Below are 26,147 nucleotides of genomic sequence, written 5' to 3'. Positions count from 1 at the left end.
ACCCGGTCAGGTCGCCATTCCGGTGGACACCGGGAAAGACCTTCTCTCCCGGCATCCATCGGACTGAAATAGAGGGTGAGAGCTTACTCGGAAGCCTCTTCACCACCGTCTTCCGCCGGAGCTTCGGACGCCTCGGCTTCAGCAGCAGCGGCGGCCGCCGCAGCTTCTTCTTCAGCCGCCTTGCGCTCGGCTTCTTTCTCGGCCTTCTCGGCAGCACGTTCCTTGGCCTTTTGACCCGGCTCGGCTTTTTGCGGGTTATTGCCGCGCTCCCACGTCCACGCCTCTGCATCGGCCTGGCTGATGAAGCGAGCGACACGATCGGTCGGCTGGGCGCCCTTGGCGATCCAGGCCTTGATCTTGTCCATCTCCAGCTTCACACGCTCACCGTCTTTCGGCAGCATCGGGTTATAGGTGCCGACTTTCTCGATGAAACGGCCGTCGCGCGGCATGCGGCTGTCCGCCACAACAATTCGGTAGTAAGGGCGCTTTTTGGCGCCACCGCGGGCGAGACGAATTTTCAGTGCCATTGTGGTATTCCTTCAGTCACTTAGGTCTTGTTCAAAGTCTATTTCTTGCCAAATCCCGGGGGCAGGCCTTTCGGCCCCAGCGGCGAACCGCCCCCAAGTCCTGGCAGGGTGGGTTTGGAGCCCGGCAAGCCGGGCAGGCCGGACGGCGCATTGCCCCCCAGCAAATCCTGTGTCGCCCCGCCCAGATCGGCCGGATTCATGCCGCCTGGCGGCATGCCGCCGGGCATTCCGCCCATCATGCCTGCCAGTCCGCCACGGCCTTTCTTGCCAGCCTTCTTCATGACGTCAGACATCTGGCGATGCATTTTGAGAAGCTTGTTCACATCGGCGACCTGGACGCCGGCTCCGGCCGCAATACGCTTTTTGCGACTGGCCTTAAGGATTTCCGGGCGCGCCCGCTCCTGCTTGGTCATCGACAGGATGATCGCTTCCTGCCGTGAGAGCATCTTGTCGTCAAAGCCGGCATTGGCCATTTGTGATTTCGCCGCCTTGTTCATGCCCGGCATCAATCCCATCAGACCGCCCAGTCCACCCATTTTCTTGAGTTGACCGAATTGCTCGCGCAGGTCCTCGAGATCGAACTTGCCCTTGGCCATTTTCTTGGCCATGCGCTCGGCTTTTTCCTGGTCGACCTGTTCCGCTGCCTTTTCGACCAGCGAGACAATATCACCCCGACCGAGGATCCGGCCGGCCAGACGGCGTGCGTCAAACGCATCGAGACCATCCGGCTTTTCCGAAACACCCAGGAATTTGATCGGCAGACCGGTAACATGGCGCATCGACAGAGCTGCACCGCCGCGACCATCACCGTCCATACGGGTCAGGACCAGACCCGTCAAAGGCAGACGCTCATGGAAACGATTGGCGGTTTCCACCGCGTCCTGGCCAGTCAGGCTGTCAGCCACCAGCAAAGTCTCGTGCGGGCGTGTCACCTCGGCAATCGCCTTGGCTTCCGCCATCATCTCCTCGTCGATCGAGGTCCGGCCGGCGGTGTCGAGAATGACGACATCATAGCCCTGAAGCTTGCCCGCACTCATCGCACGCTTGGCAATATCGACAGCGGTCTGGCCTTCAACGATCGGAAGGAACCCCGCTTCCACAGTCCCCGCCAGCTGTTGCAATTGCTGCATCGCGGCCGGGCGACGGGTGTCGAGCGAGGCCAGCAGCACTTTCTTCTTGTGCTTGTCCTGGATGCGTTTGGCCAGCTTGGCCGAGGTCGTCGTTTTACCTGAGCCCTGCAGACCGGCCATCAGGATGGCAATCGGCGGCTCGCCCTCGAGGGTCAGACCGACCGGTTCTCCCTCACCGCCCAGCAGATCGACAAGGGCATCATGGACGATCTTGATCACTTGCTGACCGGGCGCAACAGCGCGGATGACATCCTCACCCACGGCGCGCTCACGGATCTGTTTGATCACCGATTTGACAACCGGCAGGGCGACATCCGCCTCAAGCAGAGCAATGCGGATCTCGCGCAGGGCCGCGTCCACATCTTTTTCCGAGAGCACACCACGTCCGGTGAGCCCGTCGAAAATTCCGCCTAATCGTTCTGTCAGCGTGTCAAACATGACCCTTGCCTCTTTCTCAGACCATCACGCAAAGCAGTGTAGCCCCGCTGAGCGAAAACTTCGCCGAGCGGAGGGCTCGCCTGCCTCCCTCTCCCGGCATGTGGGAGATTGTGCAGGTAAGACAAGCTAGACAGCTTGAATGATGAAGCGGCGCGTTTACGCCGTCAGGACGAAAGAGTCAAGGATAACCACGCCGACCTTCAGGACGGTTCACGCTCCGGGCCGTTTTTATCGACCAGCTTGCGATAGAGCCGCGGCCCACGAAAGACCAGCCAGACACCGGTCCAGACATTTCCCAACACGAAAATCGGCATCGCCCAGACCAGCGTCAGCCACACCTTCCGTTCGGTCCAGCCAATCAACAGGGCCGAAATCACAAAGCCGAAATACAAGTCCACCAGAGTCACAATGCCCCAGGGTCGCTGGGTCAGGAAATCGCCGGCTGCACCAAATTCACCGGCCTGGATCGCCCACACGATCAATCCGGTCAGCACAATAGTGAGCAGGGCGATGAGCAAGCGTGCGCGGACAGGCATGATGAAAATTCCCGAAACAACCTGTCTCCGATACGCCCGGCACAGGACAGCGGATCACCCGTCAGTGTCCGCGACCTGGTTTTCTGCGGCCAGGTTCTGGGAAAGGGGCTTTTGGACATCCGCCGTCGGGATGGCGCCCTGCATCATAAGCTCGATGGGCTCGGGCCGACTGGTCCAGGCGACCCATGCAAACAATCCGATGAATATGGCCATTGCCCCCCAGACCAGGCCGGACTGGGCGAGCAATTGAATGCCGATAGGTTTGCGCAGCCGTGTCATCGTCGAACTCCCGCCTCATCAAGGCTCTCAGATGTCGCTCATATGGGAAAACGACGGTTGAAAACCAGATGTCGCGGGATGCAATAACGCGAGGAGGGGGTATGCACGCGTGATCCGTGACACGCAGGCCACACAGATCAGACCTCGCCAATCAGGCGGCGGAGGCCTCGCCGAGCGCGTAGAGATAGTCCCAGGTAAAAATGCCGCTGTCATGACCATCATCAAAGACCAGCCGCACGGCATATCGTCCCACGGGGTCCGCTTGCGTGATCAGCACGTTGGCCTTTCCCGTCACGGTTTTTTTCTGTCCGGGACCATGGCCCTGCACCTCGGCACTGGGGCTTTCCACCCGCAAGGTTTCAAAGGGAATGGCAAAACGACGTCCATCATCGAACTGGATGTCGAGGACCTTCCGGCCAGAGGAGAAATTCAGCGCCTGGGGCCAGGGACGGCTCATCCCGCCTCCTCCAGGCGACGTGCCTCGTCTTCCAGCATAACCGGAATACCGTCGCGCACCGGATAGGCCAAACCGGCACTCTCGGAGACCAGTTCGCGAGCCTCGGCGTCATACCGCAGTGGAGCCCGGGTCACAGGACAGACCAAAACCTCGAGCAGTTTGGGATCAAGTGTGCGTTCTTGGGTATCAGACATGATGCTCTTCCTATGCGAACAGAAGGGAGGACAGTCGGCGACGACCGCTTCGGGTCACCTCGCTGTTCGGCCCGGCCGCCTCGAACACTTTAAGCAGGAGCTCGCGTGCCGCCTTGTCATTCCATTCCTTTTCCAGCGCAGTGATCGCCAGCAATTGATCGGCGGCGGCCTGATAATCGGCCTCTGCCAGATAGGCCTGGGCCAGCTCGAAGCGGGCCTCAAGATTGGCAGGATTATCGCGGACAGCCACAACAAGCTCGGCGGTCGCTTCATTTCCGCCAGATGCCGCCAGTTCCATCGCCGTCCGAACACCTTTGACCGCGGGGTGGTCTGCCCGTTCGGCAGGAACCTGTTTGAGGATTTCCTCGGCACGCTCCACTTCACCGGCATCAAACCAGATCCGCGCCAAACCTGCCAGGGCCTCAGGATTCCCCGGATCCATCTGGGCGACCATCGCATAATCCTGGGAAGCCCCACCGGGATCTCCCTCAGCAAAGGCCGCCTCGGCTCGCTTGAGTATCTCGGCAAGCTCTTCCGCACTCGGTCCGTCACCGGTCAGGCGTTTGATGAAGTCCTGGATCTGGCTTTCCGGAATAGCCCCCATGAAACCATCGACAGGCTGACCATCCTTGAACGCAAAGACCGCCGGGATGGATTGCACCCGAAGCTGGCCGGCAATGCCCGGGTTTTCATCGATATTGATCTTCACCAGGCGAACCGCACCTTTGGCCAGAGAGACCGCGCGCTCGATCGCCGGCCCGAGCTGGCGACACGGACCACACCAAGGGGCCCAGAAATCGACCAGGACCGGGACCTCTCGCGACGGTTCGATCACGTCGGCCATAAAGGTCTGATCGGAGGAATTCTTGATCAGATCCGCAGTAGCGCCATCACCGGTCATTGCCATGAGTGTCATCCTTGTTCTGTCACGCTCTAAGTGGACCTGCACCCGGAGGCGATCAAGTCTTCATTCTGCAGCCGCCAGTGCCGCAAAGTCGACTTCTTCCATCCCATGGCCGGTTGACTGAACAAACCGTCGCAGATCATCGGCCGAGATGGAGGTCGTGGCGGTATTCTCAAGCGGGTGGAAATTCACGATCTCGTGGGCCATCAGTGCCGCATCCACCACGAAACGCACACGTTTCTCGCTGTCATTGATGAGAGAGAAGGCCGTCACAGACCCGGGCCGAACGCCCAGCACATCGAACAACAGCTCCTCCTTGCCAAACGACAGGCGGGCACACCCCAGAACCGGATGAAGCCGGTTGATCCGGATCGGTGTCTGACCGAGCGCCGAGACCAGGACCAGATTGTCTTTCTTGTCTTTGAGGAAGAGATTTTTCGTGTGCCCGCCCGGCAGGGCAGACTTGATCTCCCGGCCCTCATCCACAGTGAACACGGCCGGATGTTCGAGCGTGGAATGCGCGATATCCAGCTCGTCCAGATAGGTAAAAAGATCGGATCGACTTGCAGGCATGGAGATATCAAACCCGCAACCGCGCCGAAATCAACCCGACTGCAAAAGGTCTCACATCACCGCTTGCAATCGGAACGGCTTTGCGCGATATACCCCGCTCCCCAGCGGGGCCACGGCCCTGCAAACAGTGAGCGGGCGTAGCTCAGGGGTAGAGCGTCACCTTGCCAAGGTGAATGTCGTGAGTTCGAATCTCATCGCCCGCTCCATTTTTAATCCTTCTTTCCCGACGTTTGATGGCCGCGATTTCGATTGGTCACCCGCAGAAGCGATATCCTCGCTGCCGGCACAGACCCAGCTTCGCGGCGTCCATTGAGTGTTATCGACCCGCGCTAGTTTCGGGTCTGATGGCTGGACTGGCTCATGGGCCGTCCGACGGAAGACGCATTTCGCGGACCCAGACCGCCAATCCGAAACAGGGGGTGCAGTCCCTGTGCGGATGTTTCCCGGCCGGTGCGATGCGTCGTTTTGGTGTTGGATGTCTGTGTCATGGCGCCCTCCCAAAGTGCGTAATCACTGTGTCGCAAAAGGACAGGGCAGGTCTTGGGCCTGAAGCGGGCGTTTCCTAGGCGAGCGTGTTCATGCTCCAGTCACACGCAATCTCGGGCATTTCAGGGCAAGGTTTGCAGTCAATCGGCAAACAAAAACACCGGCCCTGCAAGGACCGGTGTTCATGACATGGCATACCTGTCGATATTAGTCGGACAGGGAGCGCAACAGATCGATCACACGACGGCGAACCGTCTGATCGGAGATGCCGCTAAAGGCGGACGCAAGCGCCAGACCATCCGGGCTCGCGATAAAATCATACAGCGTATCGGATTCGTCACCGCCCAGTTCGTTAGCGCCGGTTTCATCCAGGCCTTCGAAGAAATAGCTCACCGGCACACCAAGAACCTTGGCGACCTGGAACAGGCGGCTGGCGCCGATGCGGTTGGCACCGCGCTCATATTTCTGAACCTGCTGGAATGTGACGCCGAGCTTTTCTCCGAGCTCGGACTGACTCATTTCCAGGAGGCTGCGACGCAGACGAAGTCGTGCGCCTACATGTTGGTCAATACTCGTCGGACCTCGAGCACTCATATCTTACCTCACGTCTTGGACCTGATGACGTCGATGCCGCAGAATTCCTCGGGGTGAACGAATTCTTCGCGGAACCATGGATTGATTTGTCTATCAAAACAATCAACAATCCACTCACCGACCTTTTTAGTCCTGCTCATTCTCTGGCTTTCGGGCGTATACTTCAGCCAAAAGCGTACGCTTTGAGTGAAGTCATAATCCAGCACAACCAGTTCTTCTGGATATAGTTCGGCCAAGAAGGTTGGGGCCATTGCGATCCCGCCTCCATGACGTAAGGTTTCAAACAACACCGAACTGACCTGAGTGCGAAAGCTATAATTTATATACGAATCGACCGCGAGCACCCGGTTTCCCCAACGGGACTCATCGCGGTTGTAGGTACCCAGCTGCAGAAATCTCAGGCTGAGCGCTTCGTGCAGCGATGCCGGCTCTCCATAGGTCTGTATGAATTCACGCGACGCAAACGGCATGTAATGCAGGCTGCCCAGCGCAACCGCCTTGGTGTCCATATCCTTTTCCGGCGTAAACGTAATGGCCAGATCCGGAGCCGGATCCGTGGATGATGCTGTGGCCGTATTTTCCACCACCAGATCAATCCCCGGATTTACCCGCATAAAGGCTGGCATGTGTCGCGCAAGCCAGTACGTAGCAAGACCATCAGAAGCGCGCAGCACCACGGTCCCATTGGGAGACTTGTCCGCACCGGCGACACGGCTCTCCAATTGCTGGGCCGAACGCTGCATGGTTTTGACATAGTCCAGGGCCAGCTCACCGGACTCCGTCAACGACACACCATCGGCTCGACGCACAATAAGCTTGGTGCCCAGACGCGCCTCAAGCTGTCGCATGCGCTTGGACACGGTGGGCTGCTGCCAGCCCAGTGCGTTGGCCGCTGCGCTCATCGAACCGGTGGTCGCGACCGCATGGAAGATCTGAAGATCGTCCCAGTCGAAGACATTGCGGCGCAAGTCGAGTGTTGTTTCCAGACTATCCATCATTCCATCTTCGAAGAGGCGGCCAGTATGAACACCGGTTAACCCTGTCGGGCACACAAGCGAGAGGCGCGCAAATGCTCGACCGAACAACCCATACTATAGAAGGCACAACCGCGCTTCAATTTGATTTGGTCAGCCAGAACGCACTTCTTCGCGAACGCGGCTTCACACTCGTGCCGACTGATCAAATGTCAGAACTGCATGCGTTTGCCGATACCGTCATTCCAGGAGACATCGCCTCCATTTCAACCATGACTCGCGTGCAGGCCCGCACCGGCGGCTCGCTCTATCTCAAATGGGATGAAGGGCGTCCGGTTGCATTAGTGGCCGGTATTCCGTTGACGGCGTCCGGTGAGACGGCCCTGCGCAATGGGCAATTTGGATATGATGATCATCGCGCGGACTGGATGGCGCGCCCGGGCGAGACCTGCCCGGCGGTCCTGATCTGGGGTCTTGCCGGTGATCGTCCGGCCGATCGTCTCGGCGCCATTCGCGCCTTTCTTGATTGCTGGGCCGGCACCTATGCCGGGAAGCGAATCTATAGCCGGGCGCGCAGCCCGGAAGGTCAAAGTATTATGCGGCGCCTGGGTTTTCGCCCTGCACAGGACGCAATTGAGGGTCTCTCGGTACGCCATACACCACCCCCTCTGCTCGCCCGCCGCGCGTCCAAGGAGTTAGTATCATGAGTTCCACACCCGAAATCACCGTCAATGTCGCCCGCACGCTGGATGAGGTCGTCATGGCGCTCACCCTGCGCGGCGTCACCTATCTGGGCGAGCAGTATGCCCCCTATCACGAAGAGTATGATGGCAATGATCTCGCCGCGACATCGCATCTCATCGCCCGATTTGGCCAGGAACCGGTCGGCGTGCTGCGTGTGCGCTGGTTTGCCGATTTTGCCAAGGTGGAGCGCGCGGCTGTGCTGCCCGCCTTTCGGGCAAAAGGCGTGATGGAAGTCCTGATGAGCGAGGCCCTGTCCTATTGCGCACGCCGCGGCTATCGGCGCGTGCTGGGGCATGCCCAGCTCGATCGGGTCAAGTACTGGAAGAAGGCGGGCTTTCATGTCCGCACGGATCGTCCCCTGTTTGCCTTCTCCGACTATGAATATGTCGAAATCGAACACATTCTCGTTCCGCCCGTCGATGCCATCACCATGGATACCGATCCCATGGTGCTCATTCGCCCGGACGGTGCCTGGGATGAACCCGGCCCGTTCGATCACTCCCTGACACGGCTGGAAAAGGCGGCAAACTCGGCATGACTCCTCCTCTGCTCATTTTGCTCGATTGCCAGGTTAGCCAGCTGCCCGACACCCCCGGTGATACGGCCATCATCGACCGCCTCCGGCGCCTGCTGGCCTTGGGCCGACGCGCCGGCTGGAATGTCGTGCACAGCCAGTATCGCCCGGCCCAGACACCCGGCTCACCCGCCCCGGACAATGGCCCCATTCCCAGCCTTCGCCCCTCAGGGCAGGAGCCCGTCTTCGTGCGCTCGGCCTACTCCGCCTACGCCGATGTGAACTTCAAAAGGCTGATGGATAGCTGCCAGGACAGCCCGTGCTATCTCGCAGGCTTCGGGGCCCCGTTTTCGCTTCTCGCGACGGCCTTCGATGCGGCCGCCCACGGTCACGTGGTCAGTGTGGTACGTGAAGCCATCGGCACCATTGATATCGGTGATCGCTCCGCTCCCGTGGTCCAGGACCTGTCCATGGAGATGATCAACCGACTCACCCGAACCGAGGACTGGGATGCCGTTTGGGCTGCTGGCCTCGATCACGCTGCCCGCCTGGGCAGCAACACCGCTTCTCTTTTCCAGTCACACGGATAACAGCGCCATGACCGACCATACTTCTGCCGATCTGACTCTGCTGGCCCAATCGGACCAGGAACGCCTGGAAATTGCCAACCAGGCCCTCAATGTTCTGGAACACCAACTCAAGGCACTCGACCAGAAGGCCGATGATCTTGCCTATATGACCGAGGTCTTGCGGCTTGGGCTCAAGCGGGCTCTCAACCGCCATGCCCGAACGCTCGAGCCTGAAATGGGTTTCCCGGTTGGCGAAAAACCTTTGTGCCACTGACAAAAACCCCACCGATTGCGCCACTGGGCTGCGACAAAGCGTCCGCTCACGCGTCTGTGAGCAGCTGTGTCATCCCATGCCCCTTTAACCCGCCTTTCCCATCCCCATATCAGCGGCACTGACGGGCATTGTGCCCGAGCGAGGGAAAGAGAATGGCACGAGTAATCGCCGTAACCCTGGCCAGCATGGCCCTGGTTGCAACGATCGTGGCCTTTGCGACAACGGAGCAAGGCCAGATCTTCATCGCCTAGCCTGATCTGGATGCCAGTCATCCAAATCGACTGTCGAACGTAGAACACAAGAACAGGCCTCAGACGTGCGTCCCCCCAGCCTGCCGCATGAGGTCTGAACGGCACCGCCGGGTTCCCCCTGTCCCTACTCGGCGGTGCCACTTCTATCCCGGTTTCTTTCCTGGCCCTTATGGCACCGGTCCGGCACCTTAGCGGTTTCAAAGTATCGTCGGCTCACGCCCGGAACTTGGGTCTGGCGTGACCGCCATATGAACCCCCTCTCCTTTACGTCAACGTAGTTCAACAAGGCCTCGATCATTGATGTGAGCGGTCACTTTTCCCGCCGGTCAAATTGCCCCCAACTTCTTTTTTTCGTGAATATTTTTTCTCAATGCGTTTGCTGCAGTGCACACCACTTGCGCCTTGAAAAAACTGGACTAGGGTCGGGCCGAAATCACAAGGCCCGAAGGAGCGGTAATCATGGGTGCGGTCGTCGGTGTGGCATATGCTTTCTCGCGGTCCGAGTTCATGGACAAGGCCAGTGCGAGCTGGACCCAGTCTTTCAAAACGGGGATCGGCGCGGCCGAAACCTCCTATCTCTCCCAGATCCATGATGATGCTCTAGCCGAAGACCTTGAAGGGCTCAGCGCGGGTGATCTGGCACGACTCAGCGCCGATTTCTGGGCCTTCGGGCAGCAGCGCGGATCCGATGACATCCTGATCCGCATTCGTCCGGCCCTTGGCGAGGACGGCAAGCCTCTCACACGCGATGTGCTGGAGATTATCGGTCAGGATCGCCCTTTCCTTGTCGACTCGGTCATGGGCGAGATTGGCGCACAGAGCATCAGCATTCTCGCCATGTTCCACCCCATCGTACAGGCCCGTCGAGGTTCGGACGGTCAACGGGCCGAGAGCGGCGGTCGCTGCCTGGCCGAATCCATGATCCAGGTCCACCTACCGCAGCTTGACGAACTCTCGCGTCGCACACTGATCGACGGTGTAACCGAGACCCTTGAGGACGTCCGCGTGTCCGTGGAGGACTGGTCCGCCATGCGCGCCCAGATGGACGAAGCCATCGCCCATCTCGAACAGGCGGCAACGCATGCCTCACCCGATGAGCTGGCGGAATCCCTCGCATTCCTGCGCTGGATCCGGGACGATCATTTCGCCTTCCTGGGCTGCCGGGTCTATGATTTCCAGGTCGGCGACGACGGCTCCATGTCCGACAGCCTGCCCCATGTGCGTGATGAAAGCGGACGCGGTGTTCTGCGCGATCCGGAACGTCATGTCCTGCGGCGCGGTTCGGAACCGGCGGTGCTCACGCCCCAGATCGAAAATTTCCTGCGCGAACCGAGCCCAATCATTGTCGCCAAGGCCAATATGAAGTCGCGCGTCCATCGCCGGGTCTACATGGATTATATCGGCGTGAAACGGTATCGCGAAGATGGTGCCGTGATCGGCGAAGCCCGTTTTGTCGGCCTGTTTACCGCCGAAGCCTATGACCAAAGCGCCAGCGCTGTGCCTCTGATCCGCCGCAAGGTGCGTCGTGTCTTGGAACGGGCGGGCAAGACACCCGGCACACACAACGCTAAACGCCTGCGCAACACGGTCGAAAACTTCCCGCGGGACGAATTGTTCCAGACCGACGAAAATGACCTGCTCGAAATCTGCCTGGGAATCCAGCATCTCCAGGACCGTCCCCGTACCAAGCTGTTCATCCGTCGCGACCAGTTTGATCGTTTTGTCTCTGCGCTCCTATTTGTTCCGCGCGACCGCTACAGCTCGAAAGTCCGGGAGAGCGCGGGTGAAATGATCCGCGATGCATTTGGCGGACGTTTGTCGGCTTACTATCCGCAATTTGGCGATGGTGCCCTCGCCCGTGTCCATTTCATTATCGGCCTGGATCCATATGAACACCCTGAGCCCGATATCGAGGATCTCGAACGCCGTGTCGCTCGCCTGTCCCGCACCTGGGAAGATGATCTCGATACCCTGGTCCGCGATGAGGCCGACGAAGGTATTCGCCTGCGCATGCCGGTGTATGACGGTGCATTCAAGGCGGGCTATCGCGAGCTCTATGAACCGTCCGAAGCCCTCAAGGACGTCATCAAGCTGGAAAGCCTCACGGGCCGGGATTCCAAGGCGGTCGCTGTGCGTGTCTATCGTGAAGCCGATGATACCGACACGGATCTGCGCCTGAAGATCTACCGCGTCGGCCGACCGGTTTCCCTGTCGCGTGTGATGCCAGTCCTGGAACATCTCGGACTGCATGTCGTGCAGGAAACGGGTTTCCCGGTTGATCGCAAACCCAAGGGCGCCGGCCGGCCGGACCGAGCCTATGTTCATGATTTCGAGATGAAATCGGATGCGCTTAAAGGTAGGAACCTCGACGAACTGGCGCCCATTCTCGAAGACGCCATGATCGCCCTGTCAGACCGACGGGCCGAGGATGACGGCTTCAACCGCCTGATCGTCAATCTGGGCGTGAGCTGGCGGGATGTCGCCTTTTTGCGGACCTGCGCACGCTATCGCCAGCAAACCGGCCTCGACCCTTCGCAGTCTATCCAGGAAGAGGCGATGTCGGCCAATCCGGACATTGCGCGTGGGCTTCTGGAGCTGGCCCGTCTCAAATTCGACCCCGCTGCCTTTAACGACATGAATGCCCGCCGCCAGGCCGTTGAAACCTGTGCCGATGATTTGCGGAGCCAGCTCGAAAGCGTGGCCAGCCTCGACCACGACCGGGCTCTGCGACGGATTCTGCGCCTGATTGAAGCCACGTTGCGTACGAATTTCTACCAGCACGATGCGGACGCTCAGCCCAAGGCCAGGATCTCCATCAAGATCGCGTCCGAACAGCTGGAAGAATTGCCGCTTCCCAAGCCCTATCGGGAGATTTTCGTCTGGTCTCCCATGGTGGAAGGTGTGCACATTCGCTTCGGTCCGGTCGCACGGGGAGGTCTACGCTGGTCGGACCGCCGCGATGATTTCCGGACTGAGGTTCTGGGCCTAGTCAAAGCCCAGCAGGTCAAGAATGCCGTCATTGTGCCGGTCGGGTCCAAGGGCGGTTTCTATCCCAAAGCCCTGCCTCGCAATGGCAGCCGTGACGAAGTTTTCGAAGCAGGCCGCGAAGCCTACAAGACCTTCATCCGAGGCTTGCTGGATCTCAGCGACAACATCGTCGATGACACGGTTCATGGTCCTGATCTGACCGTGCGTTGGGATGCGGAAGATCCCTATCTTGTCGTTGCTGCAGACAAGGGTACCGCAACCTTCTCGGACACGGCCAATGGCGTGGCGACCGACGAGTATGATTTCTGGTTGGGCGACGCCTTTGCCTCGGGTGGATCCGCCGGTTACGACCACAAGAAAATGGGCATCACAGCCAAGGGTGCCTGGGAGTCGGTCAAACGCCATTTCCGCGAACTGGGCAAGGATACGCAGAGCGATCCCTTCACGGTGATCGGTGTTGGCGATATGTCGGGCGATGTGTTCGGCAATGGCATGCTGCTGTCGAAACAGATCCGCCTTCAGGCCGCCTTTGACCACCGCGACATCTTTATTGACCCCGATCCAATGGATCCGGAGACGCTGTGGAACGAGCGCAAACGCCTGTTCAATCTACCGCGGACAAGCTGGCAGGATTACGACAAGAGCCTGATCTCCAAAGGCGGCGGTGTTTTCCCGCGTGCCGCGAAACAGATCGAGCTGACCGACGAGATCCGGGCAATGACCGGTCTCACCGAAGCCAAGGTCTCACCCAACGAGCTGATCCGGGCCTTGCTCAAGACCCAGACCGAATTGCTCTGGTTTGGCGGTATCGGCACTTATGTCAAAGCCACCGACGAACAGCACTGGGAAGTCGGCGACAAAACCAATGATTCCCTGCGTGTCGACGCCACCGATGTCGGCGCCAAGGTCATCGGGGAAGGTGCCAATCTAGGCTTTACCCAGGCCGCACGCATCGAGTTCGCCCGCCATGGTGGCCGGGTGAATGCCGACTTTGTCGACAATTCCGCTGGTGTCGACAGCTCGGACCATGAGGTCAATATCAAGATCCTGCTCCAGCCGATGATCCGCGGTGGCGATATGGGCATGGATGCGCGCAACACCCTCTTGGAATCGATGACCGATACGGTCGCCGACCACGTCTTGCGCCATAATTACGACCAGACCCTCGCGCTGACGCTCGCCGAGAGCGCGGCCGTGGCCGATCTGGATGCGCATGAGCGGTTCATGACCCAGCTTGAAGGCGCAGGCCGTCTCGATCGCGATGTGGAAGGCCTGCCGTCGACCGATGGCGTTCTGAGCCTGAAAGGCATGGGTCGTGGCCTGACACGACCGGAACTGGCAGTTCTCATTTCCTACGCCAAGATCACCTTATTCGACCAGCTGGTTGCGTCGAACGTGCCGGATGATCCGCATTTCCGTGCAGCCCTGAAACATTACTTCCCGCACGCTCTGCACCAGTATGAAGAGGGCATGCAGTCTCACCGGCTCAAGCGCGAGATCAATGCGACCATCCTGGCCAATGAGATGATTAATCTGGGTGGTCCTACCTTCATCAACCGGGCCATCGATTCCACAAGTGCGGACATCGCCTCGATTGCACGCGGTTTCGAGGCCGGTCGTCAAATCTTCGGATTTGCAGCGCTGACGGATCGCATCAATGCGTTGGATAATCAGGCGCCCGCCGCCGTACAGGTCAGCCTCCACGAAGAGATTATTCGCCTTCTGCGCCGTCAGACCTACTGGCTGGTCCGTCGCTCCCGCGCCCAGGAAAGCTCGGGACATCAGAAAATCTCCGATGTCATCGACGCCTATCGTCCGGGCGTGGACACACTGAAATCCATGGCCTACGACATTATCTCGTCCCATGAACGCCGAGGCATTGAGACGCGTCGCGATGACTTTGTGGCCGCTGGCGCCCCGGAAGATATCGCACACGCCGTTGCGGAACTGCGGCCACTGACCTCGTCAACCGACGTCATCGACCTCGCTCGAACACACGGTTGGCCGCTTGAATCGGCTGCACTGGTCTATCACGCCATGGGAGCCCGCTTCCGATTCGACCGTCTGCGCGGCATGGGCACGGAAGTGTCGTCCGACCTGCACTGGGATCGCCTTGCCGTGCGCCGCCTGATGGAAGACTTCTACGCCTCGCAACAGACCTTTGCTGCGTCGGCCATGAGTTTCGCGCGGGATGTGGGCGGTTCGCTGGTGGCCGGGATTGAAGAACCGAGCCGGGATTGGGCTGAAGGCCTGGTCGAGGCCTGGAGCACGGTCAACGAGGAAGAAGCCGGACGGGTCGACAGCGTCTACCGACAGCTAGACACATCCGGTGTCTGGACACTCTCGAAACTGGCGATCGCCTCGACTCAATTGCGTGAAATGGCCGCCATCGCCCGGACCCAATAGACAGACAATCGGGTCTGCGAGATCCCTGAGGACGTCAGTCCTCAGGTCTCGGCAGATCACGCGGTCACTCGTCGCGAATTGAGCTTAAGGCGTCAGGGCAATGCCAGGTTCGGATGCGTCATCATCCGGCCCACCCTGCCACTCGTCGAGAAGGGCGACCAAATGGTCGCGCGCACGATGAGCTGCGTCGGCATCGTATTGCATGAACCAATTGCCCGGCTTGTCATCGTCAAAAGCATGACTCAACCCGGGCCACTCAACGTAGGCCGCATCCAGGCCAAGCCGGCGGGCCTCGTCGACCTTGGCACGACAATGCGCCGGATTGGCGATACGATCATCCCCCGCCAAAACCATACGGACCCGGACATCCCGATGCCAATGAGCAGGCTCTGAGCGCAAGGGCGGACTGCAATAAGGATACATGCCAATCACGAGGCCCAGTCCGCCCAGCGTGGGCGTGGTGTAGATCGTGTCCTGAAAGGTTGGTGGTCGTACGCGCTCGCCGGCATAGGCTAATGCCTCAAGCGCGGTCCACCCGCCATGAGACCAACCCACAAGGGCGATCGTTTCACCATCAAGATCAGGATGTCTGCGCGCCAGCTCGACAGCCGCATAAACGTCGGCCGCGCGCTCCTGGCCCCATAACCGCACGGCCGTGCAAACGCTGGCCAGCGCCTCTGTGCGGCCGATATCGCGCGCGCCGGCCGAATCCACAATCAGAACGCCATATCCCGCATCCGTCAGGGCGTCGGCGTAGAACTCCTGCAAGGGCCGACGTCCGCCACATCCGTGAAACAGGATCACCACAGGCACAGGCCCGGCCCGATTTTCGGGTAGTCGTGTGACGACATGGTTCTTGATCAGCTGGACCTGGGCTTCAAGACTGCGTTGCGGAACGGTGATGCCCGCACCGTTGAGAACAGCGCATCCCCCCACACCCAGAATGGGTGCGGCAATGAGCGGCAAAGCGCGGCGAATGAACGTCATCAGGCGCATGGACGTTTGATTGCAGACACCCACGCTACCCGTCAATGTTAAACGGATTCACATCCGGTTCGGCTTGAAAACCGCTTTGAACTAGTGGCGGAAATGCCGCATCCCGGTGAAGACCATCGCAAGACCGGCTTCGTTGGCGGCCGCGATAACCTCTTCATCCCGAATGGAACCGCCCGGCTGGATCACGGCCGTAGCACCGGCCTCGGCCGCCGCGAGGAGACCATCGGCGAACGGGAAGAAGGCATCTGAGGCACAGACCGAGCCCTGGGTGCGCGGCGTGTCCCACTTGTTTTCCTCAGCGGTCACTTCAGCCTTGCGTACAGCCAAACGTGCCGCTTCCAGTCGACTGGTCTGACCCATCCCGATACCCGCCGTTGAACCGCCCTGGGCATACACAATGGCGTTGGATTTCACATGTTTGACAACGCGCCAGGCAAACAAAAGGTCTGCCAGCTCGGAATCGGTGGGCGCACGCTCGGTCACGACCTGGAGGTCAGAGGCACCCACATGGCCCGTATCGCGCTCCTGCATCAACAGGCCACCGGCCACAGTCTTGGTCGTCCAGCCGGTTTGATCGGGGCGGGGCAGACCTCCGGTCAGCAGAACCCGCAGATTGGGCTTGGCCGACAGGACCGCCAGGGCATCTTCATCTGCCGCCGGCGCAATCACAACCTCGGTGAAGATTTTCACCAGATCCTGTGCCGTTGCGGTATCGAGCTTGCGATTGAGCGCCACAATCCCGCCAAAAGCAGAGATTGGGTCGGCTGCAAACGCGTCCTCATAGGCCCGCGCCAGATCTGCTCCCACAGCGACACCGCACGGATTGGCGTGTTTGACGATCACGGCCGCCGCCGTGTCCGCCGCGTCGAACTCAGCGACCAATTCAAACGCCGCATCTGCGTCGGCCAGATTGTTATAGCTCAGTGCCTTGCCCTGAACCTGGCGCGCCGTGGCAATACCCGGGCGGTTTTCACTGGTGGCGTAGAAGGCCGCGTTTTGATGCGGGTTTTCCCCATAGCGCAGGCTCTCCTTCAGCGCACCACCGACTGTGCGATAAGCCGGAGCCGCCTCGCCCAGCGTATCCGCAAACCAGGATGAGATCGCTGCGTCATAGGCCGCTGTCCGGGCATAGGATTTGGCGGCAAGCGTCTGGCGCAGCGCCAGCGGGGTCTGGCCCGCATGCTCGTCCATGGCCGCGAGAACCTGGTCCACATCCGCACCATCCGTACACACGCACACAAAGGCGTGGTTCTTGGCGGCGGCACGGATCATGGCCGGCCCGCCGATATCGATATTCTCGACACATGCGGCGTAGTCACCGCCTTTGGCCACGGTGTCCTCAAACGGGTAGAGATTCACATAGAGCAGATCGATGTCCGGGATGCCGTGTTCGCTCATGGAGGCACGATCATCCTCGCGATCCCGGCGCCCGAGCAGGCCACCATGAACGCGCGGATGCAGGGTCTTGAGGCGACCGTCCATCATTTCCGGGAATTCCGTGACCTCGGAGACATCACGCGCCGCGATACCCGCGTCATGGAGGGCGCGCAGTGTTCCGCCCGTCGACAGGATATCCACACCGGCCTCGGCCAGAGCCTTGGCACGGTCCACGAGACCGGACTTGTCGGAAACAGAAATCAGGGCCCGGCGCACCGGCGCCAGTTGAAGCTCAGCCATAAAAAGGCCTCCCGGAGCAATATCAATCAATGGGGCGGGGACGTATCACGCCCCAGCAAGGTGTCAAACACGCACGCCAGCTCGCGACCGGAGCCGGGTGTGGCCCGTCGCGACGGGCTTAAGGGACGCAATGTGATCAAGCTCGGCTCGAACCCGGTCCAGATCGCGGATTTCCGCCGCTGCACTCAGACGTTTGAGCACAGCATCCACGTCCGGTCCTTCCGGTGTCGGGCCGCTAACGCACCGCACACCGCCAATATCGGTCGCGCGGGTCCGCTCATACTCATAGACCAATTTTTCATGGCGCTTCTCACCCGGTCGCAATCCGATGATCGCAATGGCGCCTGGGGCGTCCGGGTCCTTACCGCGCAGGCGGATCAATTGCCGTGCCAGGCCCAGAATGGACACGGGCTCTCCCATGTCGAGCACATAGAGGGCACCGTTCAGACTATCATCCTGTCCCGTCTGCGCCGCCGCAGCCAGAACCAAGCCTGTTGCTTCCTCCACCGTCATGAAATACCGGGTGGCCTCCGGATCCGTCACCGTCACAGGGCCGCCCGCCTCGATCTGACGCTCGAACAAGGGCGCCACAGATCCTGACGATCCGAGCACATTGCCAAAACGCACGACACAAATCCGCGTGCCACCCAGATCCCGGGACGCCGAGCGGGCGTATAGTTCGGCGGCACGCTTGGATGCCCCCATAATATTGGACGGTTCAACCGCCTTGTCGGTCGAGATGACCGCTACAACGTCCACGTCCTGCCGACGCGCAGCCTCGATCGTCCGGATCGTACCGAGCAGGTTGGTCTGAACAGCTTCCGCCGGATTGGCCTCGCTCAACGGCACATGTTTCAGTGCGGCTGCGTGCAAGACCACGTGGGGCTGTTCTTCGGCAAATACCTGTTCGAGGCGCTGGGTATCACGCACATCGGCCAGAACCGCCCGCCAGCGAGGCGCTACGTCCATCTCCGCACACCGGCCGGCCACGTCCATATCAATTTGGTAGAGATTGTTTTCCGAACTATCGAGCAGTGTGATCGTCTCAGGACCCAGATTGAGCACCTGACGTACAAGCTGCCCTCCAATTGTTCCACCCGCTCCGGTCACGAGGATGCGGCGGCCTTCGATCAGGGCGCGGGCCGGCTCGAGATCCGGTTCATTGGGGGGACGATTGAGTAAGTCGGCGGCCTCGATCGGAGAAAAGGCGGCAGGTCCCTCACCTGGCCGCGAGCGTGTAAGCTTCGCGCCGGTCTGCGCGGCAATCCGGATCAAGGTATTGACCAGGCGCACGTCCTGGGATTTCCCGATATACACGAGGCGAGGCGGTTCATCCTCCGCCCGCTTGAGGCTTTTGAGGGCTTCAGGCAGATTGTCCAGTCCGTCCAGAACCGCCACACCCCGAATGGATCGCCCGCCTAGCTGCGAGCCCGGCGCAACCAGCGCCTTGACCCGAAACGGCGTATCGGACGCGTTCAGTTCAAATCCACGCAATGCCCCATCCAGCTCGGATTCGGCCCCAACAAGGATAGCCGCCGGCCGGGAACGGTCTTCCAGCTCCAGCAGGGAGCCCAGGCCGCGTGTCCGCCACAATGCCACCGCGAAACGCCCGCCAATCATCAACGTCAGCAATAGCGGTATTTCGATCAACATGCTGGTCCGGGGAAAACCATCCAGCCGGTTGATAAGAAACAGTATCGGCAGAAAAATCAGATTGGCCGCCCCCACCGCACGCACGATCCGCCAGATATCGTTGAGCGCCGTGTAGCGCCAGACGCCGCGATGCAGACCGTTGACCGGGAATACGACCATGCAAGTGATCAAAAACACCGTGATCGACTGGATATAGATGAAGGGCGGAGCGTCTTTCTGTTCGATGATGTAGCGAATCCACACAGCCAGACCCATCGAGACGGCTGCGCCCCACAAATCATACATCGCAACGGTCATCAGGGTTAGCTTGCCTGGAACCCGCTGTACGGATGTCGCCCGCTCTGGCGGTCGCGGAGTGCTCATCCGACCTCTCCCTCGGTCGCACCGATCCGGCCCAGGCGCTGAAACGCCCAACGCACACGATTGGGTGGTCTATCCCCTGCGCCGAATGGTTCGGCGTCCCCGCGCACGATGATTAAGGTCGCCCGCTGTGGAGGTGATCCTGCCGCAAGATAGATAGATCTTTCAAGCCGTACCGGCCCGCCATCCGTCCGAAAACGCCATCCATCTCCATTGGGTTGCACCAAAATCGCACTCATGGAGTCTCGAGACAACGAGACTTTCACTTCTGGATGCAGATGGAAACGGATCGCGAAACGGTAGCGCACTTCCACATCATCGGGCGTGCCATCAGAGACCGGTCGAAAGAGGGCGTCTTCCCCGCGCAAATCACCGCCATCGGCTGCCAGAAAAACTCTACGGCGATGAGAGAGGCCAAACAGCTCGCGATAGCCCTCGTGGATGCCCTCGAGCCAGATACCCATGTCTTCTTCATTCCGCCTGGCCGTGACTGGTCCGGGATGGGTAGCAAGACGCGTGCCCAGAAGATCGCGTTTCCAGCCTGGGGTGAGAAGGCGGGCCGAAGATGTTTCTTCCAGGGTCAGGGTCGAATGGGCCGCACTGGCCCGCACAGCCTCGCGCCAGCTACGTGGTTGATCGGCCTGCCAACCACAATTGACGATCAGGCGTCCCCCGGGCGTGGCCATTTCCAGCGCCAGTGCACTGGCGTGGGATCCGCGCGAGACCTCCCCTAGCGGCGTATCCCCTGCATCGAGGATCACGGTGGCGCCACCCGCATGGGCGCGGTGATACCCGGAATGCGGGGCGAATCCGAACGGGCGCCCCTGGCTGTCATCTTTTTCCAGTGCCCAGGCAAGGGCGGCCTGATCACTTTCACCCCCACCGTGGAACGAAGCTAAACAGCCATCATCCAGCTGGTGGAACCGCACCATGGGAGCCAAGCGGTCAATCGTCTTGAGGATCTCGTCCGGCAGCACTGTACCGCGTTCGTCGGCAAGATCGCGAATGCACATCAGATCAACAAGAGTGACCAGTCCAGCTTCGGGCGACCGTGAAACATGCCCGCCATCCGGAAGGATCTGACGTTTCAATTCGCGACTGAGTGCCGAGAGCGCAGACTTCAAGACATTATCCTGGCGAGGCAGACACAGGCCGGCCAGACTCAGCGCCAGGGCGCCGCGCAATCGTGGTAGACCATCCGGCGCCAGACCCAGATCACGTTGCAGATAACGCACCTGTCGCATCAGGGATTTAAACCGGGCTTTGCGAGCCTTTTCAGTCTCGCCAGACGCGTTGAGCACCTCCGGTCCGGCGCGCAGCCAGTTGATGACACGCAATGCCAACACTTCATGCGACCAGGCAAAGCCATTCCAGCGCCCGAACCGCGCGACCCATCCATCAATAAGCCGGGTCGCATCCGCGGTTTCACCGCGGTCTTTCACATCACGCAACCAGTCGAAACCGTGCAACCGCCGGGCAAACGCCTCGGAGGGAAGCGGACGATCCCATACCGTTTCACCGTCATTCAGGCTGAGCGTTTCGCCGGCGAACACCAAACGTCCGGCCAGAAACTCATCGCCGCGGTCCTCGAGAACGGAATAGGGGTCCTCCGGACTGAGTTCGATGGTGTCAGGCGTGCCGCTGGGTTGTTGAAGCAGCTGAACAAGACCGAGCGCATTCGTGGTCAGCGCCAGTTCGCGTCGCGCCGCCATCCAGCCCGCACGCGCATAATCGGTCATTCGCACAGCGCGCGCCATGGAGTTCAACCCCGAAGCGCGGAAATATTCGTTCCGTAGTGGTCTGGTCCGCCCTTGAAGACCGCCGACCCGGCCACGAGTGCGCTCGCCCCTGCGTCCCGGCATTGCTGGGCCGTCTGTGGGTTCACACCCCCATCCACTTCGATCATGCAATCAAGCCCACGGGCCTCGATCAGTTCCGCGAGAACCTCGATCTTTGCCAGCTGTCCGGGAATAAAGCTTTGACCGCCAAAGCCGGGATTCACACTCATGATCAGCACCAGGTCGAGCTCGTCGAGCACATAATCGATCACCTCGGGTGGTGTCGATGGATTGAGCGCTGCACCCGCCTTCTTCCCCAGCGCCTTGATGGCCTGAACCGTTCGGTGGAAATGCGGGCCGGCCTCGGGGTGCGCAGTAATGATATCGGCCCCCGCCGCCGCAAAGGCCTCCAGATAGGAGTCTACCGGGGAGATCATCAGGTGCACGTCGAACGGCTTTTGGGAATGTGGACGCAGCGCTTTGACCACACCCGGTCCGATCGTCAGGTTGGGCACATAATGACCGTCCATGACATCGATATGGATCCAGTCGGCGCCGGCAGCGTCGATCGCACGAACCTCCTCGCCCAGCTTGGCAAAGTCGGCGGAGAGGATAGACGGGGAGATGATCGTGTTCTGAGCCATGTAACACCCGATAACAGTGGCCTGTGACAGGTGCAAGCAATGGCGACGCCCTGACCGCATATCACTGTGCATGAGAACGCGGCCCCGGCGCTTCACGGGTGAGGTGAGACGAACTGTGCCGCTATGCTTTTTTGCGCCAACGCGAGATGAAGAACCCGTCCATACCGCCCCGTTCGCTCCAGAGATCCGGGGTCAATCGCACATGCCCCTCAGCCGTCAGCGCGTTTTCAAGCCCTGGCAACTCCTCGGGCGTGACCGGATCTGCATCCAGCGCATGGAGGTTGGACGCGATGTGCTGGGCCAGCGCCTCACCTTCCTCGGCCTGAAGGGAACAGGTGCAAACCAGAAGCTCGCCGCCCGGTTTGAGCCATTTGACCGAGGCCACGGCTAGGTCGCGCTGGATGCCGGAGAGTTTCCGGACGTCCTGGGGCGATTTGATCCATGCGGCTTCAGGATGGCGGCGCAGGGTCCCGGTAGCTGTACACGGGGCATCCAGCAGAACGGCATCCACCCGCTCGTCCGGTTTCCAGGTCCGACCATCAGCAATGACAGCTTCGGCACTCAATCCTGTGCGGGTCAGATTATCGTGGAGGCGTCCCATGCGTTTTTCGTTGAGGTCCACAGCGCTCACACGGGCTCCGCGTGCCGCCAGCTGCAGGGTCTTTCCACCCGGGGCCGCGCACATATCGATCACGCTCTGACCTTCACCCACGCGCATGAGACGGACCGGCAGGGCCGCTGCCACATCCTGCACCCACCAGGCGCCCTCGTCGAAACCCGGCAGTTCGGTCACTCGGCCGGCATTCTCCAGCCGCAGGGAACTACCCGGCAGTATTTCTGCTCCCAGTTTTTCAGCCCAGGCGTTGAGATCCTCGCCATCACGCAAAGTGATATCCAGCGGCGGCACTTCGGTCAGCGCGCGGGCGATACGGGCTGTGCGACCAGGCCCGAAACTGGTTTTCCAGGACTGGCGCATCCAGTCAGGCAGATTGTCCTGTGGAGCAGTTTTGAGAACCATCTTGTCGCCTTCGCGATCAATCCGGCGCAGCACGGCATTGATCATCTTTTTCAGACGCTGGGCCTGGGGATGGCCACTCGCAAGCTCCATCAGCGACGACACGACCGCATGAGGCGGCGATTTGAGGAAGACCAGTTGGGCCGTTCCGGTCACCAGTATGGCCTGAACCTCGTGAGGCGCATTCTCAAAGGGTTGTGTGAGACACTCATCCAGGATTTTGCGGATCTGGCCCAGACGGCGCAAGCTGGTGACGGCAATGGAGCGAGCAAAGGCCCGATCGCGCGGGTCAAGCGCGTCATAGCCGTCGATGAGTGGCCAGACCATGTCGAGCATGGTGTTTTTTTCAAGCACATGTCGGACCGCACGAATGGCGGCCTGGCGGGAGAGCAATCCTTGGGTCATGCGCGCCTGCTATCACGCCCGCGCCATACGGACAAATCCACCGGTCAGCGCGGCGCAACGAGGCGACCTATCCCCACGGCCCGCGCGGCCCCCACGGACCCGAGCGGACCATCGCGGCCGTTCCGGCCATCTGGCGCAGGCGATCAATGCGATTGGCGGTGTCTGGATGCGTCGAGAAGAGATTATCCATCCGCTGCCCGTTCAGCGGATGGATGATGAACATATGAGCCGTCGCCGGATTGCGCTCGGCTTCCTCATTGACCATGCCCCGAGCCATGCGTTCAATCTTTTCAAGCGCGGATGCGAGCGCCATGGGATTGCCATGGATTTCGGCTCCCACCCGATCCGCTTCATATTCGCGGGTGCGTGAGATCGCTGACTGGACCAGTCCGGCGGCCAGTGGCGCAAGGATCATGAGCGCCAAAGAGCCCAGAAACCCAGCACGATTATTGCCGCCAAAGAAAATGGCGAAATTGGCCAGCATCGCGATCGCGCCCGCGAGTGTCGCCGTCACGGTCATGGTGAGCGTGTCGCGATTTTTCACATGCGCCAGCTCGTGAGCCATCACACCCTGGACTTCCTCGCGCGAGAGCGCCCGCAACAAACCCTCGGTCGCCGCCACAGCCGCATGGCTTGGGTCCCGGCCGGTCGCAAACGCGTTAGGCTGCTGGCTGGCAATCACATAGACCCGCGGTGCGGGCATCTGGGCCTTGCGCGCCAGGTGCTGGGTGTCGGCAAAATATTGGCGCAAAGCCGGATCGTTTTCGTCACCACGAATTTCCCGAGCGCCATGCATGCGCAAGACCATGTCGCCGGAATTCCACCAGGCAAACAGGTTCATACCTCCCGCGAAGACAAGCGCAATCAAGGCCCCGGCCGTTCCGCCCAGAAGGAAACCGATCCCCATGAACAGCGCGGTCATGCCGGCCAGAAGCGCAAAGGTGCGAAGTGTGTTTCCAGTCATTCTTTCATCCGTGACAGACATTTATGCCTGCCAGCCATTTAAACGAGGCGGACATTCCCGGTGGGGCGTTCAGCAACCCACGGGATCGATCCCTGACATGGGGGCGCCTTGCCTCATCCTCAAGACGGGACAATCAGACACCCAATCCCGTTGCTCCTGTTCGCTTCTGATGATCAGACCTGTTTGAGCCGGGCTGACTTTTGTCCTGATCCGCCTATCTTCAAACGCATGAGCGATGAACATGATCCCGACACCGAAACGCCCGTCGTCAAGGTTTTGACGCCCGCCGCACGACGCGCCCTGGCTGAAGCGGCGGAACGACGTGCTGCAGCGGAACAACACGCAGCCCAGAGCGACAGAGCCGACTCCCACACAAACGAGGAGGGCGGCCCCAGCGGCCCGGAACCCACCCGTTTTGGCGATTGGGAACGCAATGGCCTGACCCGTGATTTCTGATGTTTCTTCTCCCCTGTGGGTTGAGTGCGCTTGCGGGGCGTTAACACCTCGTTAAGGATTAGCGCATGGTACGTTTGAGCTTGTCCCTGTGCGTCGTTTCTACCGGTCTGACCCTGGTCAGTACGCCTGCGCTCGCGCAAGGCGACATGCCGGAGTGCACACCCGATGTGGTTCGAGCCGCCCAGGCCGGCGTCTATACCGGGCCGGTCTGTCGGTTCACCAACTCGGCGCTGATGCAAGCGACCACCTCCACCCGGTCGACGTCACACTCAGTGTCGCATCAACCCCATCCGACCCTGCAAAATCCGGCGAGCCTGGCCGGTGATACGGGCCAGGTTGGCGATGTAATCACCCATGACCTGACCCTTCCACCCCTGGAATTGTCTGATCTGAGTGCGAACTCTGCCAATGTGTCGGTCGATCCGGTAACGCTGCCGGACAGCTTCTTTACCGGCGCCCTGACCGGTGGTGTCGATCGCCATGACCCGGTCCTGTTTTTCTACAGTCGGGGTCTGGTCATGAACGCACGGGGCGAATGGCTTCCGGTTCAACCTGGTTACACGATACGCCAGACCCGTCCGCGTACGGCCCAGCGTGTGCGCCGGACCCACTAATCACGTCTCTCGACAGACCCCGCCCATCCGAATGAGCGATGGATTGTCTCTAGACCGGTGATATCTCGGTGAGGATGGATTGCGCGGCACCACGCGGGTCGGCGGCGGCGTTGACCGGCCGTCCCACAACGAGATGGGTGGATCCCGATGCCAGGGCTGATGCCGGCGTGGCAACACGTTTTTGATCCCCTGCGTCTGCGCCGGCCGGACGAATACCCGGCGTGACGATCAGAAAATCCTTGTCTACCCGCTCGCGAATGGCCTCTGCCTCAAGGGCACTGGCCACAACCCCATCCACACCCGCAGAAACGGCCTGATCGACCCGCCGCATGACGAGATCGCGAACCCCGTGTCGATAGCCGATCTGCTCCAGCATGGCATCATCATTCGAGGTCAGTACCGTGACGCCGAGAATATTCATACCGGAGCCGTCCTTGCCCTCGACCGCAGCCTTCATCACCGGCGGTTCGGCATGAACCGTCAGCATATCAGCGCCAATGCCCGCCAGATTGCGCGTCGCCTTCTCAACTGTCGCCGGGATGTCGTGCAGTTTGTAATCGAGAAAGACCTGTTTTCCAGCCGCTTTCAGGCGCTCGGCGAGCTGCATGCCACCGACCGGAATGAGCTGAAGCCCGATCTTGTAGAAACTGACAGCATCTCCCAACCGGTCGACCAGAGACCAGGCAAGGTCCGTGTCGGGAAGATCAAGAGCAATGATGAGGCGGGGGTCAGCTTGGATCTGGGTCA

Annotated in this window: 26 protein-coding genes and 1 tRNA gene; 8 read left to right on the top strand and 19 right to left on the bottom strand. The window is 60.4% G+C overall.

Going from position 1 to position 26,147, the window contains the following annotated elements:
- Window positions 1-83: 83 nt before the first annotated feature.
- The 8 genes from rpsP to RMQ97_RS01375 all read right to left on the bottom strand — a co-directional run bounded on the left by rpsP (window position 84) and on the right by RMQ97_RS01375 (window position 5,038).
- Window positions 84-527 carry a 30S ribosomal protein S16 gene (gene rpsP / locus RMQ97_RS01410; RefSeq protein ID WP_413659038.1) on the bottom strand — a complete coding sequence of 148 codons (444 nt, stop codon included), beginning with the start codon at window positions 525-527 and terminating at the stop codon, window positions 84-86.
- A 38-nt stretch (window positions 528-565) separates the two neighbouring features.
- Entirely contained in the window at window positions 566-2,095 is a 1,530-nt protein-coding gene (ffh, locus tag RMQ97_RS01405; RefSeq protein WP_413659037.1) for a signal recognition particle protein, read from the bottom strand.
- 200 nt (window positions 2,096-2,295) lie between these two features.
- On the bottom strand, window positions 2,296-2,631 hold the full coding sequence (locus tag RMQ97_RS01400; protein WP_413659036.1) for a hypothetical protein: 336 nt from the start codon (window positions 2,629-2,631) through the stop codon (window positions 2,296-2,298).
- A 54-nt stretch (window positions 2,632-2,685) separates the two neighbouring features.
- Complete coding sequence (locus tag RMQ97_RS01395) at window positions 2,686-2,910, bottom strand: hypothetical protein (protein ID WP_413659035.1); 225 nt, start codon at window positions 2,908-2,910, stop codon at window positions 2,686-2,688.
- A gap of 151 nt (window positions 2,911-3,061) precedes the next feature.
- Window positions 3,062-3,367, bottom strand: a complete 306-nt coding sequence (locus RMQ97_RS01390) for a gamma-butyrobetaine hydroxylase-like domain-containing protein (RefSeq protein ID WP_413659034.1) — start codon at window positions 3,365-3,367, stop codon at window positions 3,062-3,064.
- Window positions 3,364-3,561, bottom strand: coding sequence for a Trm112 family protein (locus tag RMQ97_RS01385; RefSeq protein WP_413659033.1), 198 nt, complete (start codon window positions 3,559-3,561; stop codon window positions 3,364-3,366). Before RMQ97_RS01385 ends, RMQ97_RS01390 begins: the two co-directional genes overlap by 4 nt.
- Window positions 3,562-3,571: 10 nt before the next feature.
- Window positions 3,572-4,468, bottom strand: a complete 897-nt coding sequence (locus RMQ97_RS01380; RefSeq protein WP_413659032.1) for a tetratricopeptide repeat protein — start codon at window positions 4,466-4,468, stop codon at window positions 3,572-3,574.
- A gap of 60 nt (window positions 4,469-4,528) precedes the next feature.
- On the bottom strand, window positions 4,529-5,038 hold the full coding sequence (locus RMQ97_RS01375) for a prolyl-tRNA synthetase associated domain-containing protein (RefSeq protein WP_413659031.1): 510 nt from the start codon (window positions 5,036-5,038) through the stop codon (window positions 4,529-4,531).
- A 131-nt stretch (window positions 5,039-5,169) separates the two neighbouring features.
- Here RMQ97_RS01375 and RMQ97_RS01370 point away from each other — a divergent pair.
- Window positions 5,170-5,244: transfer RNA gene (locus RMQ97_RS01370), tRNA-Gly, on the top strand.
- Between the two features lie 123 nt (window positions 5,245-5,367).
- On the opposite strand, the gene RMQ97_RS01365 is transcribed toward RMQ97_RS01370, so the two are convergent.
- From RMQ97_RS01365 to RMQ97_RS01355, 3 genes are all read right to left on the bottom strand, one after another.
- Window positions 5,368-5,526 (bottom strand): hypothetical protein, encoded by a 159-nt coding sequence (locus RMQ97_RS01365; protein ID WP_413659030.1) that lies wholly within the window; start codon window positions 5,524-5,526, stop codon window positions 5,368-5,370.
- 205 nt (window positions 5,527-5,731) lie between these two features.
- On the bottom strand, window positions 5,732-6,118 hold the full coding sequence (locus RMQ97_RS01360) for a helix-turn-helix domain-containing protein (protein ID WP_413659029.1): 387 nt from the start codon (window positions 6,116-6,118) through the stop codon (window positions 5,732-5,734).
- Window positions 6,119-6,126: 8 nt separating this feature from the next.
- Window positions 6,127-7,116, bottom strand: a complete 990-nt coding sequence (locus tag RMQ97_RS01355; RefSeq protein ID WP_413659028.1) for a LysR family transcriptional regulator — start codon at window positions 7,114-7,116, stop codon at window positions 6,127-6,129.
- Between the two features lie 71 nt (window positions 7,117-7,187).
- Here RMQ97_RS01355 and RMQ97_RS01350 point away from each other — a divergent pair, with 71 nt between their 5' ends.
- The 5 genes from RMQ97_RS01350 to RMQ97_RS01330 all read left to right on the top strand — a co-directional run bounded on the left by RMQ97_RS01350 (window position 7,188) and on the right by RMQ97_RS01330 (window position 14,838).
- Window positions 7,188-7,799 carry a hypothetical protein gene (locus tag RMQ97_RS01350; RefSeq protein WP_413659027.1) on the top strand — a complete coding sequence of 204 codons (612 nt, stop codon included), beginning with the start codon at window positions 7,188-7,190 and terminating at the stop codon, window positions 7,797-7,799.
- Window positions 7,796-8,374, top strand: coding sequence for a GNAT family N-acetyltransferase (locus tag RMQ97_RS01345; RefSeq protein ID WP_413659026.1), 579 nt, complete (start codon window positions 7,796-7,798; stop codon window positions 8,372-8,374). Before RMQ97_RS01350 ends, RMQ97_RS01345 begins: the two co-directional genes overlap by 4 nt.
- A complete protein-coding gene (locus tag RMQ97_RS01340) occupies window positions 8,371-8,940 on the top strand; it encodes an isochorismatase family protein (RefSeq protein ID WP_413659025.1) in 570 nt (189 codons plus the stop codon). The genes RMQ97_RS01345 and RMQ97_RS01340 overlap by 4 nt, the downstream gene beginning before the upstream one ends.
- 7 nt (window positions 8,941-8,947) lie before the next feature.
- The gene (locus tag RMQ97_RS01335) at window positions 8,948-9,193 is read left to right on the top strand and encodes a hypothetical protein (protein WP_413659024.1); all 246 of its coding nucleotides are present in this window, start codon (window positions 8,948-8,950) and stop codon (window positions 9,191-9,193) included.
- A gap of 710 nt (window positions 9,194-9,903) precedes the next feature.
- On the top strand, window positions 9,904-14,838 hold the full coding sequence (locus RMQ97_RS01330; protein ID WP_413659023.1) for an NAD-glutamate dehydrogenase: 4,935 nt from the start codon (window positions 9,904-9,906) through the stop codon (window positions 14,836-14,838).
- Window positions 14,839-14,922: 84 nt separating this feature from the next.
- Here the strand turns inward: RMQ97_RS01330 and RMQ97_RS01325 are convergent, their stop codons facing one another.
- From RMQ97_RS01325 to htpX, 7 genes are all read right to left on the bottom strand, one after another.
- Window positions 14,923-15,834, bottom strand: coding sequence for a dienelactone hydrolase family protein (locus RMQ97_RS01325; protein ID WP_413659022.1), 912 nt, complete (start codon window positions 15,832-15,834; stop codon window positions 14,923-14,925).
- Between the two features lie 81 nt (window positions 15,835-15,915).
- Entirely contained in the window at window positions 15,916-17,511 is a 1,596-nt protein-coding gene (gene purH, locus RMQ97_RS01320) for a bifunctional phosphoribosylaminoimidazolecarboxamide formyltransferase/IMP cyclohydrolase (RefSeq protein WP_413659021.1), read from the bottom strand.
- Window positions 17,512-17,574: 63 nt separating this feature from the next.
- The gene (locus RMQ97_RS01315) at window positions 17,575-19,527 is read right to left on the bottom strand and encodes an SDR family NAD(P)-dependent oxidoreductase (protein WP_413659020.1); all 1,953 of its coding nucleotides are present in this window, start codon (window positions 19,525-19,527) and stop codon (window positions 17,575-17,577) included.
- Window positions 19,524-21,281, bottom strand: a complete 1,758-nt coding sequence (locus RMQ97_RS01310) for a heparinase II/III family protein (protein WP_413659019.1) — start codon at window positions 21,279-21,281, stop codon at window positions 19,524-19,526. Before RMQ97_RS01310 ends, RMQ97_RS01315 begins: the two co-directional genes overlap by 4 nt.
- 5 nt (window positions 21,282-21,286) lie before the next feature.
- Window positions 21,287-21,946: a ribulose-phosphate 3-epimerase gene (gene rpe, locus RMQ97_RS01305; protein ID WP_413659018.1), complete on the bottom strand. Its 660-nt coding sequence runs from the start codon at window positions 21,944-21,946 to the stop codon at window positions 21,287-21,289.
- 121 nt (window positions 21,947-22,067) lie between these two features.
- Window positions 22,068-23,366 (bottom strand): RsmB/NOP family class I SAM-dependent RNA methyltransferase, encoded by a 1,299-nt coding sequence (locus RMQ97_RS01300; RefSeq protein ID WP_413659017.1) that lies wholly within the window; start codon window positions 23,364-23,366, stop codon window positions 22,068-22,070.
- A 67-nt stretch (window positions 23,367-23,433) separates the two neighbouring features.
- Window positions 23,434-24,330 (bottom strand): zinc metalloprotease HtpX, encoded by an 897-nt coding sequence (gene htpX, locus RMQ97_RS01295; protein ID WP_413659016.1) that lies wholly within the window; start codon window positions 24,328-24,330, stop codon window positions 23,434-23,436.
- A gap of 228 nt (window positions 24,331-24,558) precedes the next feature.
- On the opposite strand from htpX, the gene RMQ97_RS01290 reads away from it, so the two are divergent.
- Window positions 24,559-24,786, top strand: coding sequence for a DUF1674 domain-containing protein (locus tag RMQ97_RS01290; protein WP_413659015.1), 228 nt, complete (start codon window positions 24,559-24,561; stop codon window positions 24,784-24,786).
- 65 nt (window positions 24,787-24,851) lie between these two features.
- Window positions 24,852-25,400, top strand: coding sequence for a hypothetical protein (locus RMQ97_RS01285; RefSeq protein ID WP_413659014.1), 549 nt, complete (start codon window positions 24,852-24,854; stop codon window positions 25,398-25,400).
- 49 nt (window positions 25,401-25,449) lie between these two features.
- Here the strand turns inward: RMQ97_RS01285 and pyrF are convergent, their stop codons facing one another.
- Entirely contained in the window at window positions 25,450-26,139 is a 690-nt protein-coding gene (pyrF, locus tag RMQ97_RS01280; RefSeq protein WP_413659570.1) for an orotidine-5'-phosphate decarboxylase, read from the bottom strand.
- Window positions 26,140-26,147: the final 8 nt, after the last annotated feature.

This window comes from Maricaulis sp. D1M11 (assembly GCF_047308265.1).
Taxonomy (GTDB): domain Bacteria; phylum Pseudomonadota; class Alphaproteobacteria; order Caulobacterales; family Maricaulaceae; genus Maricaulis.
This window is presented reverse-complemented; position numbering and strand designations above follow the sequence as displayed.

Bases quoted from the DNA above. Each gene is read 5' to 3' on its own strand.
- RMQ97_RS01360 (WP_413659029.1), bottom strand. From the start codon at position 6,118: ATGAGTGCTCGAGGTCCGACGAGTATTGACCAACATGTAGGCGCACGA.
- RMQ97_RS01315 (WP_413659020.1), bottom strand. From the start codon at position 19,527: ATGAGCACTCCGCGACCGCCAGAGCGGGCGACATCCGTACAGCGGGTT.
- RMQ97_RS01290 (WP_413659015.1), top strand. From the start codon at position 24,559: ATGAGCGATGAACATGATCCCGACACCGAAACGCCCGTCGTCAAGGTT.
- RMQ97_RS01395 (WP_413659035.1), bottom strand. From the start codon at position 2,910: ATGACACGGCTGCGCAAACCTATCGGCATTCAATTGCTCGCCCAGTCC.
- ffh (WP_413659037.1), bottom strand. From the start codon at position 2,095: ATGTTTGACACGCTGACAGAACGATTAGGCGGAATTTTCGACGGGCTC.
- RMQ97_RS01390 (WP_413659034.1), bottom strand. From the start codon at position 3,367: ATGAGCCGTCCCTGGCCCCAGGCGCTGAATTTCTCCTCTGGCCGGAAG.
- RMQ97_RS01335 (WP_413659024.1), top strand. From the start codon at position 8,948: ATGACCGACCATACTTCTGCCGATCTGACTCTGCTGGCCCAATCGGAC.
- htpX (WP_413659016.1), bottom strand. From the start codon at position 24,330: ATGACTGGAAACACACTTCGCACCTTTGCGCTTCTGGCCGGCATGACC.
- RMQ97_RS01355 (WP_413659028.1), bottom strand. From the start codon at position 7,116: ATGATGGATAGTCTGGAAACAACACTCGACTTGCGCCGCAATGTCTTC.
- RMQ97_RS01375 (WP_413659031.1), bottom strand. From the start codon at position 5,038: ATGCCTGCAAGTCGATCCGATCTTTTTACCTATCTGGACGAGCTGGAT.
- RMQ97_RS01310 (WP_413659019.1), bottom strand. From the start codon at position 21,281: ATGGCGCGCGCTGTGCGAATGACCGATTATGCGCGTGCGGGCTGGATG.
- RMQ97_RS01385 (WP_413659033.1), bottom strand. From the start codon at position 3,561: ATGTCTGATACCCAAGAACGCACACTTGATCCCAAACTGCTCGAGGTT.
- RMQ97_RS01325 (WP_413659022.1), bottom strand. From the start codon at position 15,834: ATGCGCCTGATGACGTTCATTCGCCGCGCTTTGCCGCTCATTGCCGCA.
- RMQ97_RS01400 (WP_413659036.1), bottom strand. From the start codon at position 2,631: ATGCCTGTCCGCGCACGCTTGCTCATCGCCCTGCTCACTATTGTGCTG.
- purH (WP_413659021.1), bottom strand. From the start codon at position 17,511: ATGGCTGAGCTTCAACTGGCGCCGGTGCGCCGGGCCCTGATTTCTGTT.
- RMQ97_RS01300 (WP_413659017.1), bottom strand. From the start codon at position 23,366: ATGACCCAAGGATTGCTCTCCCGCCAGGCCGCCATTCGTGCGGTCCGA.
- RMQ97_RS01330 (WP_413659023.1), top strand. From the start codon at position 9,904: ATGGGTGCGGTCGTCGGTGTGGCATATGCTTTCTCGCGGTCCGAGTTC.
- RMQ97_RS01345 (WP_413659026.1), top strand. From the start codon at position 7,796: ATGAGTTCCACACCCGAAATCACCGTCAATGTCGCCCGCACGCTGGAT.
- rpsP (WP_413659038.1), bottom strand. From the start codon at position 527: ATGGCACTGAAAATTCGTCTCGCCCGCGGTGGCGCCAAAAAGCGCCCT.
- RMQ97_RS01340 (WP_413659025.1), top strand. From the start codon at position 8,371: ATGACTCCTCCTCTGCTCATTTTGCTCGATTGCCAGGTTAGCCAGCTG.
- RMQ97_RS01350 (WP_413659027.1), top strand. From the start codon at position 7,188: ATGCTCGACCGAACAACCCATACTATAGAAGGCACAACCGCGCTTCAA.
- rpe (WP_413659018.1), bottom strand. From the start codon at position 21,946: ATGGCTCAGAACACGATCATCTCCCCGTCTATCCTCTCCGCCGACTTT.
- RMQ97_RS01380 (WP_413659032.1), bottom strand. From the start codon at position 4,468: ATGGCAATGACCGGTGATGGCGCTACTGCGGATCTGATCAAGAATTCC.
- RMQ97_RS01285 (WP_413659014.1), top strand. From the start codon at position 24,852: ATGGTACGTTTGAGCTTGTCCCTGTGCGTCGTTTCTACCGGTCTGACC.
- RMQ97_RS01365 (WP_413659030.1), bottom strand. From the start codon at position 5,526: ATGACACAGACATCCAACACCAAAACGACGCATCGCACCGGCCGGGAA.